The organism is Chlamydia buteonis (genome assembly GCF_900634605.1).
GTDB lineage: Bacteria > Chlamydiota > Chlamydiia > Chlamydiales > Chlamydiaceae > Chlamydia > Chlamydia buteonis.
The window spans coordinates 297,110-312,192 of the sequence record NZ_CAAAFM010000001.1 but is presented as its reverse complement, the minus strand read 5'-3'; the positions used below and the strand labels follow the sequence as shown (position 1 = coordinate 312,192).

Genomic DNA, 15,083 nt, shown 5'->3' with positions numbered 1-15,083 from the left:
TTAATTTTAAATTTAACTAAAGCAATGAAAAAATACATCTATAAGTACAGTTTTGGCGGTTTGATATTGCTCTTGAGTTTGAGTAGTTGCTGCTTGAACCCTTATGGATCCAAGCAGTGCTTAAAAAACTCGAGGGACATAAATAACGAATCTGTTATACTCACGAAAAGTGAAAAAAAGCCTTCTCGTCGTTCGCGAAGATTATTTGCTCGACGTAGTCAATCTAAGAAGGACACCCAGAAAGTGCAAGCTAACTTTAAGAAATATGAAGATCAGTTATCGGATCAAGACAAAAGAGATATCTCTTTCGTTGTTTCTGCTACTGCTGAAAAATCTTCTATATCGTTGGCTATGTCTCAGAGTGAGATTAAGAGTGCTTTAAACCGCCTCAGAGAACTTCACCCTTTAGCTTTATTAAAGCTTTTAGCTGAAAACCCTTCATTAATTGAAGGTATGAAGAAAATGCAGGGTCGCGATTGGATTTGGAATATGTTTATGACCGAATTAAGTGGTGTATTTTCTCAAGCTGCTTCTCAGGGTGTTATTACTGAAGAAGATATCTCTGCTTTTGCCTCCACCTTAGGATTAGATTCCGGGACCGTTGCCTCAATAGTGCAGGGGGAAAGGTGGCCTGAGCTTGTGGATATCGTGATATCTCAACCTTCTTAAGCTCTCTACAACGAAGCTTCCTTTCCCCTAAGCCAGGAGAGGAAGCTACGAGCTAATTTGCTGTGATCTTCCATTAAAAGAACACTATTAGCAATAAAGAGAGAGACAAATGTTACATTTCCTAGAACAATTAAATAATTTCTGCATTTCCTTTTGTGTGTTCCCCTCGATTCTATTTCTTGGTGGATTATTAACATGGAAATTACGAGGCTTGCAATTTACTGGGTTAAAGCTAGGCTTTAATCTAATGTTGAAAAATAAACAGGAAAAGCCGTCTACTGAAAACGGTACAGTATCTCGTTACGAGGCTGTAGCTGGTATTCTTGCTGGGAATTTTGGTACTGGAAATATCGCCGGCATGGCTGTTGCTATTTCTTGTGGAGGGCCTGGAGCTTTAGTCTGGATCTGGGTAGCCGCTCTTTTAGGTGCTATTGTTCAATACTCAGGGTCCTTTTTAGGAGTTAAATATCGTAAATTGTGTAGACAATCTGGCGAGTTTATCGGTGGACCTACGGGGTGCCTCGCTTATGGCTTGGGAAGTAAATTCCTAGCCGGCCTTTTTTGTATATTCACAATTATTACAGCATTCTCGGCAGGAAATTTTGCACAAATTAATTGCATAGTCCCTCTTTGTGTTGAGAGTATGCCTTTGAAATTTCTTGTAGGAATTCTTCTTGCATTAACAATTGTCCCTGTACTCGTAGGGGGAAATAGCCGTATTTTAAAATTCTCAGCTCGAGTGATTCCTTTTATAGCAGGTTTTTACGCAATCTCCTGTCTGATTATTCTTATACAGCATGGCTCCATGATCATCCCCGCGCTAAAACTTATCGTTTCGTCTGCTTTCGGAATAAAAGCAACAGTTTCAGGCTTGGGAGGCTATACAGTCACTCAAGTTATCTCAACCGGAATGAGTCGAGCGATTATGGCTACGGATTGTGGTAGCGGCATGGTGTCAATTCTCCAATCCGATTCTCAGAGTAAGAATCCGGTGATTGATGGTCTGGTTACGCTTTTACCCCCCGTCATTGTTATGATAGTTTGCTCTATCACTACACTTGTTCTTATTGTTTCTGGTGCCTATGTCTCAGGACAAGAGGGAACGCTTATGGTGTTAAATGCCTTTAAATCAAGCTTAGGCTCTATTGGAGGGCTGGTTGTCATTCTTGCCATGGCTTTGTTTGGCTATACGACGGTCCTGACTTGGTTTGCTTGCGCAGAAAAAAGTTTAGAATATATGATCCCGGGGAAACGAGCCAATTCCTGGTTAAAGATCCTGTTTGTTGCAGTTATACCTCTCGGAGGCATAGTAGATATGCGATTGATCTGGAGCCTTTCTGATACAGGGTTTTCGGGTATGGTGATTCTAAATTCTATAGCCCTGGTAGCTTTATTTAAGGATGTATTGTCCACAAATCGAGAAGTTGCCTTACTTAGACTGGGAGAAGATGCTCAACCCACTGTTTTGCAAAATCTAGATATCTAACTGGAGACGAATTATGCAATTACTCTCACCGGCATTTGATTACGGGAAAGCAATTCCAAAAAAATATACATGTCAAGGCGCTGGGATTTCACCGCCCCTAATATTTAAAGACGTTCCTAAAGAAGCAAAAAGTATTGCGTTGATTATGGAAGATCCCGATGTGCCCAAAAATTTACGGGAAGATGGTCTGTGGATTCATTGGATAGTATATAACCTCTCCCCAGTGATAACCGAACTAGCAGAAGGCGCAAATATTTACGCTGTTCAAGGATTAAATACTTCAGGAAAAGCTTGCTACGAAGGACCCTGCCCACCAGATAGACAGCATAGGTATTATCTCTACAGCTATGCTCTAGACGTTATTTTGCCTGTAGAGGAAAATGTAACCAGAGATCAGCTTCTTGAAGTCATGGAAAGTCATGTTATAGATACCGCGGAGCTCATGGGAACATACGAAAAGAGTTAAATACCTAATCTTCTTCGGGAATAAACTCTTCACGTTTTTTCCTATGCTTCCAATATAGCGGGCCATAGTGGTAACATAACTCTTCGCCCGCTTCAATTGTTTGAATCGTTCTAATAATCACATGAAATAGTCCATCCTGGAATACTCCAATGGCCTCTACGTTAGGCTTGTCACTATGATTAATAAAGCGAGTGAAATTTCCTTGATGTCCACTATCGATAGTAAAATAACGCCATAACCACAAGGATAAGGGGTAACGAAAACAGTAATCGTTTTCATCCAACCAAATGGCCTGACGGCGACGTAATATCCCTGTATACTCTCCAATATATGACCAAGCGGGGATCCTTTCTCGAGCAAAGACTCCGTAACCAATATAGGAATTGATCCAACAAATTACTATGGGGGGCATAGGAGGCGTCGTTAAGTCTTGCTTGTGAAGTTGTCCTAGCCATTTTGCTAAGGGGGATATAAATTGTTTTTTCTTAGCCTTATGACAGAGCTGACGGACTTTCTGTTCTACTTTCCAATCCGCAAAAGTAAGAAAGGGAAGAAATTTGAAATTAAGTAACTGCGAAGCTCTATCGATACTATAGCGAGTGCTCTTGTCCCAGTTATGATCTAGAGAAATGTATAGAGTCTGGTGTGAAGTATGTTCTAATTTCATACGGTTATTAAAGAACTAAAGTAAATAGGATCAGTCACTTCATGACTTTCTACAATGACAGGATCAATAGAAGCAATATTTTCTATAGCAGAAGATACCGTAGATAGCGCTAGTTCAGATGTATTAGATTCGCTAGAGAGGTGAGCAAGGTAGATTTTCTTTATTTTGGGAGTGAGAACTTTTTGTAATAATTCTGCACACTCATGATTTGATAGGTGGCCAAGCTTACTAAGAACACGTTTTTTATAAATGTCGGGGCGAGAAGATTTTCGCACAAGTTCAGGATCATGGTTGGCTTCTATAAGTAGATAATCACAGTCGTAAAGTTCATGAATAATCCATGAAGTTCCCCAACCCAAGTCTGTACAAAAACCTAATTTTTCATCATGGTAATGAAAGATAAATCCTACAGGATCCACAGCATCATGAGGAACATTAAATGTTTGGATTTTTAAATCATGGAAAGAAAATGTTGTCCCTGTAGAAAAAATCTTAAAAGTTGGATGAACATCTAATAATTGACAAAGGTGACGTGCTGTTTCAAGATTGCAAATAATTGGAGTATTATAAGTCTTTATAAAACTTTTAATTCCAGAAATATGATCAGAATGCTCGTGAGATACAAAAATAGCCTGAATATCTTCAGGATGCACGTTCATCGATAGAAGTCCATGTGTGACAAGTTGCTTGCTAATACCTAAATCTATTAGAATTTTAGAGGACTCCGTTCCTAAATAGGCACAGTTCCCCTTCGAACCTGAGGCTAAAGGGAAAAAACCTTCCATAAACTTATCCTTCTTGAGGAGGTATTTGTATTAAGATCTGACGAGGTTTGGCACCTTCCGAAGGACCTATAATTCGCGCGTCTTCAAGCTGGTCTATTAAACTTGCCGCTCTAGCATAACCAATTTTAAGTTTTCTTTGTAAGAAAGTCGTAGAGGCATTTCCTGTTTGAAGAATTAGCGTTTTTGCTTGATTATATAAAGGATCTCTATCTGTTAAATCATCCCCAGCGCAGTCTTCATAAGTATCAAATGAAGGAATGACGTATTTTGTAGGGAAGCGAGAACATAGGTCTTTGATAACCTTGTTGATATCTTCATCGCAAATGTAAGCTCCTTGAGCACGCACAGCTCCAAAAGAAGCGGGAGAAACTACTAACATATCCCCATTCCCCATCAGATTTTCAGCACCAGGTTCATCTATAATGATTTGACTATTTACCTTATTAGCGACTTTAAATGCTATGCGTGAAGGGAAGTTTGCTTTAATTAACCCAGTAATAACATCGCGAGAAGGCCTTTGTGTAGCTAGGATTAAATGAATCCCAACGGCTCTTGCCATCTGGGCTAAGCGAATAATAGGTGTTTCTATATCTTGAGAAGAAGAAAGTAAAAGATCAGATAGCTCGTCTATGATCCCTACAAGGAAAGGCATTTTTTCTGGTATTTCTTTATCAAAAGAAGCCTCGATCTCGATATTGCGTTGACGAGCATTAAAAGCTTGAATATTACGAAGGCCTAAGAATCTTAGAATTTCGTAACGAAGTTCCATTTCTTTAACAAGCCAAACTAAAGCACTATGCGCATCTCGTGATTCTGTGATTACAGGAGTTAACATATGAGGAAGCTGTGAATATCCAGTAAGCTCTACTTTTTTGGGATCGACAATCACAAGTTTGATATCGGAAGGTAATTTTGTCATGATAAGAGACATAACGATTGTATTGATACAAACAGATTTCCCAGACCCGGTTGTTCCTGCAATAATAAGGTGTGGCATTGTGGCTAAGTCTGCCCAGAAATTATCACCATTGGCTTTTTTCCCAAGTAAAAGAGGAACCTGTAATTTATGATTTTGTTTTTGGTAATCTTCCAATAAATCACGGAAGTTTACTGGCTGGGGATAAGGATTAGGAATTTCAATGCCAACAGCAGCCTTCCCAGGAATCGGAGCAATAATACGAATACTCGAGGCTTGTAAGTTCAAAGCAATGTCATTTTCTAACGCCTTAATTTTTTGAACTTTTACACCGGTATGAGGTTGTACTTCAAATGCAGCTAATGTAGGCCCAAAACAAATATTGCCAATATCAGCTTCTATTCCAAAACTTTCTAAAGTCTGCTGTAAGAGCACGCCCTTTTTTTGTAATTCGTCACGCAAGGATTCGGGTTTAGAATTATCACTCTTACTTAATAGATGATACTGAGGCAACTCAGAATTGCCCTCGCCAAATGTAGATAGGTTTAAAGGAAGGGATTTTTCTGCTCTATTAATCGATGGAGATAGGGTTTGAGGTAGTACATTAATTTTTAATTTTTTCTGAACTGTATTTTGTGGTTTGGGGAACGGAAATAAAATGCGTTTTTCAGGATGTGGAGCTAAAAAAAGAGCCGCCTTTTCTGAAGCTTGAGGGGTTATTTGTGCATCATCTAATAAATCCCGTTTCTCTATAGGTAAGGAGAGAATGGGGGTCGGGGGTTTCTTTGCACTGTTCCTTGCTATAGGGGAAGAAGGAACTTTAATTGATGGCTTAGGAAGATAATTTTGTTTGTTAGTTAGTCTTTTTAAAACACTTTTGCAAATATTCCAGCAAGCTTGAAGCTTGTTTTTGAGAAATTTTTGCAGGATTTTTTTTTTAATTAAAACTATGCCGCCACAAAGGTAAAAAATAGAGAAAAACAGTATGAATGAAAAGATTAGGCACGTCCCGACAGAACCTATCAAATGTTTTAGGCAGAAGGATTGTCCTGTATACAGAATGTAAAAAGGAATACCTCCCAAATAGGAAACAGGAGGATTGATTCCTAAAAAGAACTTAGGAAGACGTGTATCTAAAACATGTGGCAACGTCTGAATAGGAGACAACATTGATAACAAAACAGAAGAACATACAGGAAGCGCAGCAAATGCTAATGCTTTACGATGTAAGATTTTAGAAGGTGTTTTTCTCATATTCAGGAAAGACAACCATAAAAAATATGGAGGGATAAGAAAAGATGTAGCTCCAAAGCAATATAAAAGAAAAGAACTTAAGGACCAGCCCAACAATCCTATCCAGTTTTGTGTACAAGGCTGGGTATTATGAAAACTCCATAGACTCAGACCTGAAAAACAAGCCAAAAATAGATAAGCACTTGCCCTAACTGCGAAAGGTATAAAGGGGAATAGGACTGATTTAGATTTCTGACGCTCTCTTACCATGATAGACACAAGGTGTTTAGTAGAGTGAGAATTTATTCTAATACTTGGTTATAGCAAGAATAGCAAAAGAAACAAAGAAGATAAAGAAGGGCGAACGACGGGGTTTGAACCCGCGACCTTCGGAACCACAATCCGACGCTCTAACCAACTGAGCTACGTTCGCCATAAGCTATGAAACTAAAGAGAAATATTATCTCGATGATAATATTTATCCAAGACAAAAAGCCTGTGACTGCAAACATAATTCAATCGTTAAAGTTCATTGTGCTTATCAATACGGTTTTTCTCATAAGTTTCATAGTCGCATAGATCAAAGAAACTTCCCTAATGATTAGAAATAACAGCGCTTTGCCTTTTTAACTGTTTGCGAACACCTCATACACGTTTCTCAAATTTAAATTTCACTCTGGACATCTCAATAATTCCATTAAGGAAGGATATTCCAACTGTTTTAGCCCGATATTTAGGTACGTCTAAGAAACGAGCGCTTTTAATTAAGGGATGAAAATTTGAAGATTTAATAAATTCGAGTCAAAAAAATTTTATAATTAAAATACGTCTAAACAAGATTCCGGATGGTATTAGTGATAAATAGAATTTCAATAGGCTTGTGTAAACACATCAACAGGTGACATTCGAACATAAAAAACAGAAAAAAACGAAAAAAACAAAATGTATTTTTCTGGCTCTGAGCATATTGTGAAGCACAAATTCAATTAGGAAAAATTTCGATAAGAAAAAAAAGAACACCAAAATGTATTGCATAAATAAATGCCATTTATATAAGATATTGATTTCTTCTTCACCGCGATAAGCGAAAAGAGGAAAGAGTCCACACTTCGATGTGGGCGTGCAAAATGAGAGATCGACATCGTCGAGCTTCTCTTCTTAACAATGCAAATGAGATAGAATGCAAGCCAGTAAAAATGCTTGTTCGGATTTTAAAAATCCGTTAATTTTTAAATTTATTTTTTTCTGAGAATTTGATCTTGGTTCAGATTGAACGCTGGCGGCGTGGATGAGGCATGCAAGTCGAACGGAATAATGACTTCGGTTATTATTTAGTGGCGGAAGGGTTAGTAATACATAGATAATCTGTCCTCAACTTGGGAATAACGGTTGGAAACGACCGCTAATACCGAATGTGGTATGTTTAGGATTCTAAAACATATTAAAGAAGGGGATCTTCGGACCTTTCGGTTGAGGGAGAGTCTATGGGATATCAGCTTGTTGGTGGGGTAATGGCCTACCAAGGCTTTGACGTCTAGGCGGATTGAGAGATTGACCGCCAACACTGGGACTGAGACACTGCCCAGACTTCTACGGAAGGCTGCAGTCGAGAATCTTTCGCAATGGACGAAAGTCTGACGAAGCGACGCCGCGTGTGTGATGAAGGCTCTAGGGTTGTAAAGCACTTTCGCTTGGGAATAAGAGAGATTGGCTAATATCCAATTGATTTGAGCGTACCAGGTAAAGAAGCACCGGCTAACTCCGTGCCAGCAGCTGCGGTAATACGGAGGGTGCTAGCGTTAATCGGATTTATTGGGCGTAAAGGGCGTGTAGGCGGAAAGGAAAGTTAGATGTTAAATCTTGGGGCTCAACCCCAAGCCAGCATCTAATACTATCTTTCTAGAGGGTAGATGGAGAAAAGGGAATTCCACGTGTAGCGGTGAAATGCGTAGATATGTGGAAGAACACCAGTGGCGAAGGCGCTTTTCTAATTTACACCTGACGCTAAGGCGCGAAAGCAAGGGGAGCAAACAGGATTAGATACCCTGGTAGTCCTTGCCGTAAACGATGCATACTTGATGTGGATAGTCTCAACCCTATCCGTGTCGTAGCTAACGCGTTAAGTATGCCGCCTGAGGAGTACACTCGCAAGGGTGAAACTCAAAAGAATTGACGGGGGCCCGCACAAGCAGTGGAGCATGTGGTTTAATTCGATGCAACGCGAAGAACCTTACCTGGGCTTGACATGTATTTGACCGCGGCAGAAATGTCGTTTTCCGCAAGGACAGATACACAGGTGCTGCATGGCTGTCGTCAGCTCGTGCCGTGAGGTGTTGGGTTAAGTCCCGCAACGAGCGCAACCCTTATCGTTAGTTGCCAACACTTAGGGTGGGAACTCTAACGAGACTGCCTGGGTTAACCAGGAGGAAGGCGAGGATGACGTCAAGTCAGCATGGCCCTTATGCCCAGGGCTACACACGTGCTACAATGGCCAGTACAGAAGGTAGCAATATCGCAAGATGGAGCAAATCCTCAAAGCTGGCCCCAGTTCGGATTGTAGTCTGCAACTCGACTACATGAAGTCGGAATTGCTAGTAATGGCGTGTCAGCTATAACGCCGTGAATACGTTCCCGGGCCTTGTACACACCGCCCGTCACATCATGGGAGTTGGTTTTGCCTTAAGTCGTTGACTCAACCTGCAAAGGAGAGAGGCGCCCAAGGTGAGGCTGATGACTGGGATGAAGTCGTAACAAGGTAGCCCTACCGGAAGGTGGGGCTGGATCACCTCCTTTTAAGGATAAGGATAACTGTCTTAGGACGGTTTGACTAGGTTGGGCAAGCATTTTTAATCTTGTATTCTATTTCTTTTGCATTGTTAAGCGTTGTTTCCAAAACATTTAGTTTACGATCAAGTATGTTATGTAAATAATATGGTAACAAGTAAATTCACATATAATAATAGACGTTTAAGAATATCTGTCTTTGGGTGAAGTTAACTTGCATGGATCAATAATTTACAGACCAAGTTATTAAGAGCTATTGGTGGATGCCTTGGCATTGACAGGCGATGAAGGATGCGTTTACCTGCAGTAATCTTCGGCGAGCTGGTATAAAGCTATGACCCGGAGGTCTCCGAATGGGGCAACCCGATAGATTAATCATCTATCATTATACGCTGAATACATAGGCGTATAAGGCGACACCTGCTGAACTGAAACATCTTAGTAAGCAGAGGAAAATAAATCAAAGAGATTCCCTGAGTAGCGGCGAGCGAAAGGGGAAAAGACCAAACCACATTTTTAATGTGGGGTTGTAGGGTCGATAACATGGGATCTTAAGTTTTAGTTGAATACTTCTGGAAAGTAGAACGATACAGGGTGATAGTCCCGTAAACGAAAAAACAAGAGACTCTATTCGATACCTGAGTAGGGCTAGACACGTGAAACCTAGTCTGAATCTGGGGAGACCACTCTCCAAGTCTAAATACTAGTCAATGACCTATAGTGAACCAGTACTGTGAAGGAAAGGTGAAAAGAACCCTTGTTAAGGGAGTGAAATAGAACCTGAAACCAGTAGCTTATAAGCGGTCGAAGACCTATAACTTCTTAGGAAGTCATGGTTGACGGCGTGCCTTTTGCATGATGAGCCAGGGAGTTAAGTTAAACGGCGAGGTTAAGGGATTTACATTCCGGAGCCGAAGCGAAAGCGAGTTTTAAAAGAGCGTTTAGTCGTTTGATTTAGACACGAAACCAAGTGAGCTATTTATGACCAGGTTGAAGCATGGGTAAGACCTTGTGGAGGACCGAACCAGTACATGTTGAAAAATGTTTGGATGAGTTGTGAATAGGGGTGAAAGGCCAATCAAACTTGGAGATATCTTGTTCTCTCCGAAATAACTTTAGGGTTAGCCTCGGATATTAAGCTTTTGGGGGTAGAGCACTGAATTCTAGCGGGGGCCTACCGGCTTACCAACGGAAATCAAACTCCGAATACCAAAAGCGAGTCCGGGAGATAGACAGCGGGGGCTAAGCTTCGTTGTCGAGAGGGGAACAGCCCAGACCGCCGATTAAGGTCCCAAATTTTATGCTAAGTGAGTAAGGAAGTGATGATTCTAAGACAGTTGGAATGTTGGCTTAGAGGCAGCAATCATTTAAAGAGTGCGTAACAGCTCACCAATCGAGAATCATTGCGCCAATAATAATCGGGGCTCAAGCATAAAACCGAAATCGCGGGTGTATATTTTATATGCGCGGTAGGAGAGCGTAGTATTCAGCAGTGAAGGTATACCGTAAGGAGTGCTGGAGCGGATACTAGTGAAGATCCATGGCATAAGTAACGATAAAGGAAGTGAAAATCTTCCTCGCCGTAAGCACAAGGTTTCCAGGGTCAAGCTCGTCTTCCCTGGGTTAGTCGGCCCCTAAGTCGAGGCACAAATGCGTAGACGATGGAGCAACAGGTTAAATATTCCTGTACCACCTAAAACTTTAGCAATGGAATGACGGAGTACGTTAAGCACGCGGACGATTGGAAATGTCCGTATCACAATGAGACTGGTTAGTAGGCAAATCCGCTAACATAAGGTTAGGTTGTGGTTAAGGGAAATCTTCGGAGGAACTGATAGTGTGGCGCAAGGCTTTCAAGAAATAATTTCTAGCTGTTGATGGTGACCGTACCTAAACCGACACAGGTGTGCGAGATGAGTATTCTAAGGCGCGCGAGATAACTTTCGTTAAGGAACTCGGCAAATTATCCCCGTAACTTCGGAAGAAGGGGAGCCTCTTAGGGTGATTGCCTTTACGGCATGAGCTCCGGGGGGCCGCAGAGAAATGGCCCAGGCGACTGTTTAACAAAAACACAGCACTATGCAAACCTCTAAGGGGAAGTATATGGTGTGACGCCTGCCCAATGCCAAAAGGTTAAAGGGATATGTCAGCCGCAAGGCAAAGCATTGAACCCAAGCCCTGGTGAATGGCCGCCGTAACTATAACGGTGCTAAGGTAGCGAAATTCCTTGTCGGGTAAGTTCCGACCTGCACGAATGGTGTAACGATCTGGGCACTGTCTCAACGAAAGACTCGGTGAAATTGTAGTAGCAGTGAAGATGCTGTTTACCCGCAAAAGGACGAAAAGACCCCGTGAACCTTTACTGTACTTTGGTATTGATTCTTGATTTGTTATGTGTAGCATAGCCAGGAGACTGAGAACACTCTTCGTCAGGAGAGTGGGAGTCATCGTTGAAATACTGGTCTTAACAAGTTGGGAATCTAACATAATTCCATGAATCTGGAATATGGACATTGCCAGACGGGCAGTTTTACTGGGGCGGTATCCTCCTAAAAAGTAACGGAGGAGCCCAAAGCTTATTTCATCGTGGTTGGCAATCACGAGTAGAGCGTAAAGGTATAAAATAGGTTGACTGCAAGACCTACAAGTCAAGCAGAGACGAAAGTCGGGCTTAGTGATCCGGCGGTGGAAAGTGGAATCGCCGTCGCTTAACGGATAAAAGGTACTCCGGGGATAACAGGCTGATCGCCACCAAGAGTTCATATCGACGTGGCGGTTTGGCACCTCGATGTCGGCTCATCGCATCCTGGGGCTGGAGAAGGTCCCAAGGGTTTGGCTGTTCGCCAATTAAAGCGGTACGCGAGCTGGGTTCAAAACGTCGTGAGACAGTTTGGTCTCTATCCTTTGTGGGCGCAGGATACTTGAAAGGAGCTGTTCCTAGTACGAGAGGACCGGAATGGACGAACCAATGGTGTGTCGGTTGTTTTGCCAAAAGCATAGCCGAGTAGCTACGTTCGGAAAGGATAAGCATTGAAAGCATCTAAATGCCAAGCCTCCCTTAAGATAAGGTATCCCTATGAGACTCCATATAGACTATGTGGTTGATAGGTTGGGTGTGTACGCACAGTAATGTGTTTAGCTAACCAATACTAATAAGTCCATTGACTTGGTTTTTATCATATAAAAAGCTCAGTAGGCTTTTTTGTTGAAATAAATCGATCGATGTAAGTTGATACTAAAGACTCTCTTAAGCGTCTATTAGTATACGTGAATGTTACGTTACAAGAATTTGCTTGGTGATAATGGAAAAAGGGACACACCTGATACCATTCCGAACTCAGAAGTTAAGCCTTTTATCGCCGATGGTACTATACACAAGAGTATGGGAGAGTAGGTCGTCGCCAAGCTTTTAGTTATTTTGACTCGTAAACTGAGTTTTTATGAGGAGAGTAGAAATATTCTCCTTTTTTTTTGTTTAAATGTTTTGATTGAAACATAACTTTCCCTTATTTAACTTGTTTCTAGTGAAATAATGAGTTTCACTTTTCTGAAGTTGTTTAATAACTTGTATGTCAAAAGTGTCTAAGTACAAAAGCTCTTCTTGGAAGAGCCTAGCTATCCAGGCAAATGTATTGAGATACCCCTTTACAAGGTATTTTTAGTTTCTCATAGAGAACTAGTTCCTAAAGATTATTATTCTCTCTTTTATTTAACGGGCCTAAAATAAACTATATTCTCTACTTTGTTTTAGGGAGATTTGTAAGATCTTGTTTATTTCATTTGACTGATTGTTTGTTGGATTTCAAAGGTTTTTTCCTCCTGAATGAACTAAACGTCCGAAAACATGCTACTAATGCTATCTCTGCATCTATACATACTGTTTATGATGATTGCTCTGCATCAAGACCAGATCATTCTGAAGAAAATCAAGAATTCAATGAGTCTCAGACAGGTATCTTGGAAATCTCACAACCTACTATAGATGTCACCTTAACTAATAACTTATCTTTTGTTGGATCTTTAGAGGGCACTCCTTCAGTATCAGAAGATGTTCACGAAGATAGTGTGTTGCCTCCAGAAAGTTTTTTAGATCGACTTGGAGAAGCTGTTATGAATATCCTTAGAATTTCAGAAGCAGTATCTATTTTTTGGATTTTTCCTTTTAAGCCTTCAGTAGTGTTTTTTGGTATTGATGGAGTGTGTATCTGCTTTTTAATGCTCACTAGCCCTCGCTCTAGAAGAGAAAGATATCGTAATGTGCGTATTTTACTTCTGTGCTACCACACTTTTTCTCCTGCGTGCACAGCAGCTTTATATCGTGTCATTACTTTCTTTGGTTGGACATTACTGGGTAGAGATGTGTTAGAGTATGCTCTTCCTGAACTTCGAGATGCATTATGCAGACGATGCTTAAGATGGTTTGGAAGTATTACGGAAGATCATCGGCACTTATTTAGTAGAGTAACAAGGATAGGGCGTGCGAATATTAATAGTTGCTATAGGAGGGATGGCCACTTTTGGGCTTAGAAATTAGTGAATCTTGTCGGTATAATGCAACAGGAAATACAACGATAGCCATTATTCCAAATGATCAGACGAATTTTTGTGGAGAATTTACTAATGGCCGAGCGTATGCGATTAGCCATGCTACCCATACGGTGTTTAGCTTTCTCGCTATGATAAATATATATTGCGTCATTAGTTCGAATAATGCTGAGAACTCGTGATCGATAAAATATTGAGCATATCTATAGCGAGAAAATATATACTTAGTAATTAGCTGCCAAAATCATCGAGAATTATCGAAGATCTTTCAACTCCATAATTTTCGAGTAATTTCAGGATACTACTGTTGTGTAGTGGTGGACCACATACATAATATAGATAATCTTCAGGATTGCTAAGTTTGCTAAGTTGACCAAGCTCAAAAGCTTGGAATAAGAAATTCGTTTTCTCAGGATCATTCTTATCCCAACCTGCTGCAATATCTTCAGGAAGAGGCTCCGATAACACTAGGTGGTAATGGAAGTTAGGAAAATCCTTATCTAATTTTTCATATTCTTCTTGATAGATATTTTCTTTTAGAGACCGAGCTCCGTACCACAGAGTGATATCTCTTGTAGAATGTTTATCCAACAAAAGATCTAAAATATGACTTCTACCGAATGAAGATCCCGCACCACCTATTAAAAAAATTAAAGGGCGGTTGTTTTCTTTCATGAAGGATTCGCCATAAGGACCAGATACAGTAATCTTGTCCCCGGGTTGTAGAGAGAAGATATAGGATGAGCATACTCCCCAAGGGATACCTGGATTAGGCGCATTGTTAATAAAAGGAGGTGTCGCAATACGGACATTGAATTTAATAATAGGCAGTTCTGCAGGATATGATGCTAGAGAATATGCTTTATTAGCAGAATCTGGCTCTAAAAGGCTGTTATCTATAATCCGGCCAAATAAATTAAAACGTTCCCAATCACTATGATATTCGGGAGCCATAGTTTGCTTCCATTCGGAAGTATTAGTTTTATATGCGGGAACACGAATTTGTAGATAGCCCCCAGGTTTAAAGGGAATAGGATGAGCAGGATCAATAGAAACAACAAGCTCTTTTATAAAGGTTGCTACGTTATCGTTAGAAACTACCGTACCTTCCCAAGAAGAAGCATGTAAATAACGTTCTTCGATTTCCAAACACATGTCGTGTTGGACCTTGGTTTGACAGGAAAGACGCCAGCCTTGTTCTAACTGTTGTTTGGAAAAAGTTGCGCGGTCTGTTTCTAGTGGTTGGTCGGCGTCTTTAACAATTTTTACCTTACATTGTTTACAAGTGGCCTTGCCTCCACATGGCGAAGGGATCGGAATACCTGAATCTAACAGAGAAGATAATAAGGTACGACCGCTATCTACAGTTTTTGTAAGAGCGTCGTCATCATTAATTTTTAGCTTACAAGGATGAATTTTAACTAGAAACTTACGAGCAATAAGAATGATTCCAGAAAGTATCAAACCTATAACACAAAATACTAAACTAGCGATGCTGATAAAATATAGGCCTGAAAGCCAAGTCATGATCC

At 40.6% G+C, this 15,083-nt stretch carries 7 protein-coding genes, 1 tRNA gene, 3 rRNA genes and 1 pseudogene; 7 read left to right on the top strand and 5 right to left on the bottom strand.

Translation table 11 applies throughout. From position 1 onward, the window contains the following. The first annotated feature begins 24 nt into the window (after positions 1-24). From E1N70_RS01355 to E1N70_RS01345, 3 genes are all read left to right on the top strand, one after another. Positions 25-669 (top strand): DUF8085 domain-containing protein, encoded by a 645-nt coding sequence (locus tag E1N70_RS01355; RefSeq protein ID WP_131743785.1) that lies wholly within the window; start codon positions 25-27, stop codon positions 667-669. 109 nt (positions 670-778) lie between these two features. Next, positions 779-2,155, top strand: a complete 1,377-nt coding sequence (locus E1N70_RS01350; protein WP_131743784.1) for an alanine/glycine:cation symporter family protein — start codon at positions 779-781, stop codon at positions 2,153-2,155. Between the two features lie 13 nt (positions 2,156-2,168). Then, on the top strand, positions 2,169-2,621 hold the full coding sequence (locus E1N70_RS01345) for a YbhB/YbcL family Raf kinase inhibitor-like protein (protein ID WP_131743783.1): 453 nt from the start codon (positions 2,169-2,171) through the stop codon (positions 2,619-2,621). Positions 2,622-2,625: 4 nt separating this feature from the next. Here E1N70_RS01345 and E1N70_RS01340 read toward each other — a convergent pair whose 3' ends face one another. The 4 genes from E1N70_RS01340 to E1N70_RS01325 form a co-directional block, all read right to left on the bottom strand. Further along, positions 2,626-3,288 (bottom strand): SET domain-containing protein, encoded by a 663-nt coding sequence (locus tag E1N70_RS01340; RefSeq protein ID WP_131743782.1) that lies wholly within the window; start codon positions 3,286-3,288, stop codon positions 2,626-2,628. Then, positions 3,285-4,073 carry an MBL fold metallo-hydrolase gene (locus tag E1N70_RS01335; RefSeq protein WP_131743781.1) on the bottom strand — a complete coding sequence of 263 codons (789 nt, stop codon included), beginning with the start codon at positions 4,071-4,073 and terminating at the stop codon, positions 3,285-3,287. The genes E1N70_RS01340 and E1N70_RS01335 overlap by 4 nt, the downstream gene beginning before the upstream one ends. Positions 4,074-4,077: 4 nt before the next feature. Next, positions 4,078-6,492 (bottom strand): FtsK/SpoIIIE family DNA translocase, encoded by a 2,415-nt coding sequence (locus tag E1N70_RS01330; protein ID WP_131743780.1) that lies wholly within the window; start codon positions 6,490-6,492, stop codon positions 4,078-4,080. 89 nt (positions 6,493-6,581) lie between these two features. Then, a tRNA-His gene (locus E1N70_RS01325) sits at positions 6,582-6,655 on the bottom strand. Positions 6,656-7,463: 808 nt separating this feature from the next. Here E1N70_RS01325 and E1N70_RS01320 point away from each other — a divergent pair. The 4 genes and pseudogenes from E1N70_RS01320 to E1N70_RS05235 all read left to right on the top strand — a co-directional run. Then, positions 7,464-9,015 (top strand): 16S ribosomal RNA (locus E1N70_RS01320). A gap of 227 nt (positions 9,016-9,242) precedes the next feature. Next, positions 9,243-12,180: ribosomal RNA gene (locus E1N70_RS01315) — 23S ribosomal RNA — on the top strand. Positions 12,181-12,298: 118 nt separating this feature from the next. Next, positions 12,299-12,413 (top strand): 5S ribosomal RNA (gene rrf / locus E1N70_RS01310). Together the 16S, 23S and 5S rRNA genes form the textbook arrangement of a ribosomal RNA operon. Positions 12,414-12,924: 511 nt before the next feature. After that, positions 12,925-13,740 (top strand): annotated as a pseudogene (locus E1N70_RS05235) (DUF687 family protein); the annotation flags it as partial. Between the two features lie 42 nt (positions 13,741-13,782). Here the strand turns inward: E1N70_RS05235 and nqrF are convergent. Continuing rightward, the gene (gene nqrF / locus E1N70_RS01300) at positions 13,783-15,078 is read right to left on the bottom strand and encodes an NADH:ubiquinone reductase (Na(+)-transporting) subunit F (protein WP_131743779.1); all 1,296 of its coding nucleotides are present in this window, start codon (positions 15,076-15,078) and stop codon (positions 13,783-13,785) included. Between the last annotated feature and the right edge of the window lie 5 nt (positions 15,079-15,083).

Excerpts from the sequence above, each read along its gene's own strand:
- E1N70_RS01330 (WP_131743780.1), bottom strand. The coding sequence starts at position 6,492 with ATGGTAAGAGAGCGTCAGAAATCTAAATCAGTCCTATTCCCCTTTATA.
- E1N70_RS01340 (WP_131743782.1), bottom strand. The coding sequence starts at position 3,288 with ATGAAATTAGAACATACTTCACACCAGACTCTATACATTTCTCTAGAT.
- E1N70_RS01335 (WP_131743781.1), bottom strand. The coding sequence starts at position 4,073 with ATGGAAGGTTTTTTCCCTTTAGCCTCAGGTTCGAAGGGGAACTGTGCC.
- E1N70_RS01355 (WP_131743785.1), top strand. The coding sequence starts at position 25 with ATGAAAAAATACATCTATAAGTACAGTTTTGGCGGTTTGATATTGCTC.
- E1N70_RS01350 (WP_131743784.1), top strand. The coding sequence starts at position 779 with ATGTTACATTTCCTAGAACAATTAAATAATTTCTGCATTTCCTTTTGT.
- E1N70_RS01345 (WP_131743783.1), top strand. The coding sequence starts at position 2,169 with ATGCAATTACTCTCACCGGCATTTGATTACGGGAAAGCAATTCCAAAA.
- nqrF (WP_131743779.1), bottom strand. The coding sequence starts at position 15,078 with ATGACTTGGCTTTCAGGCCTATATTTTATCAGCATCGCTAGTTTAGTA.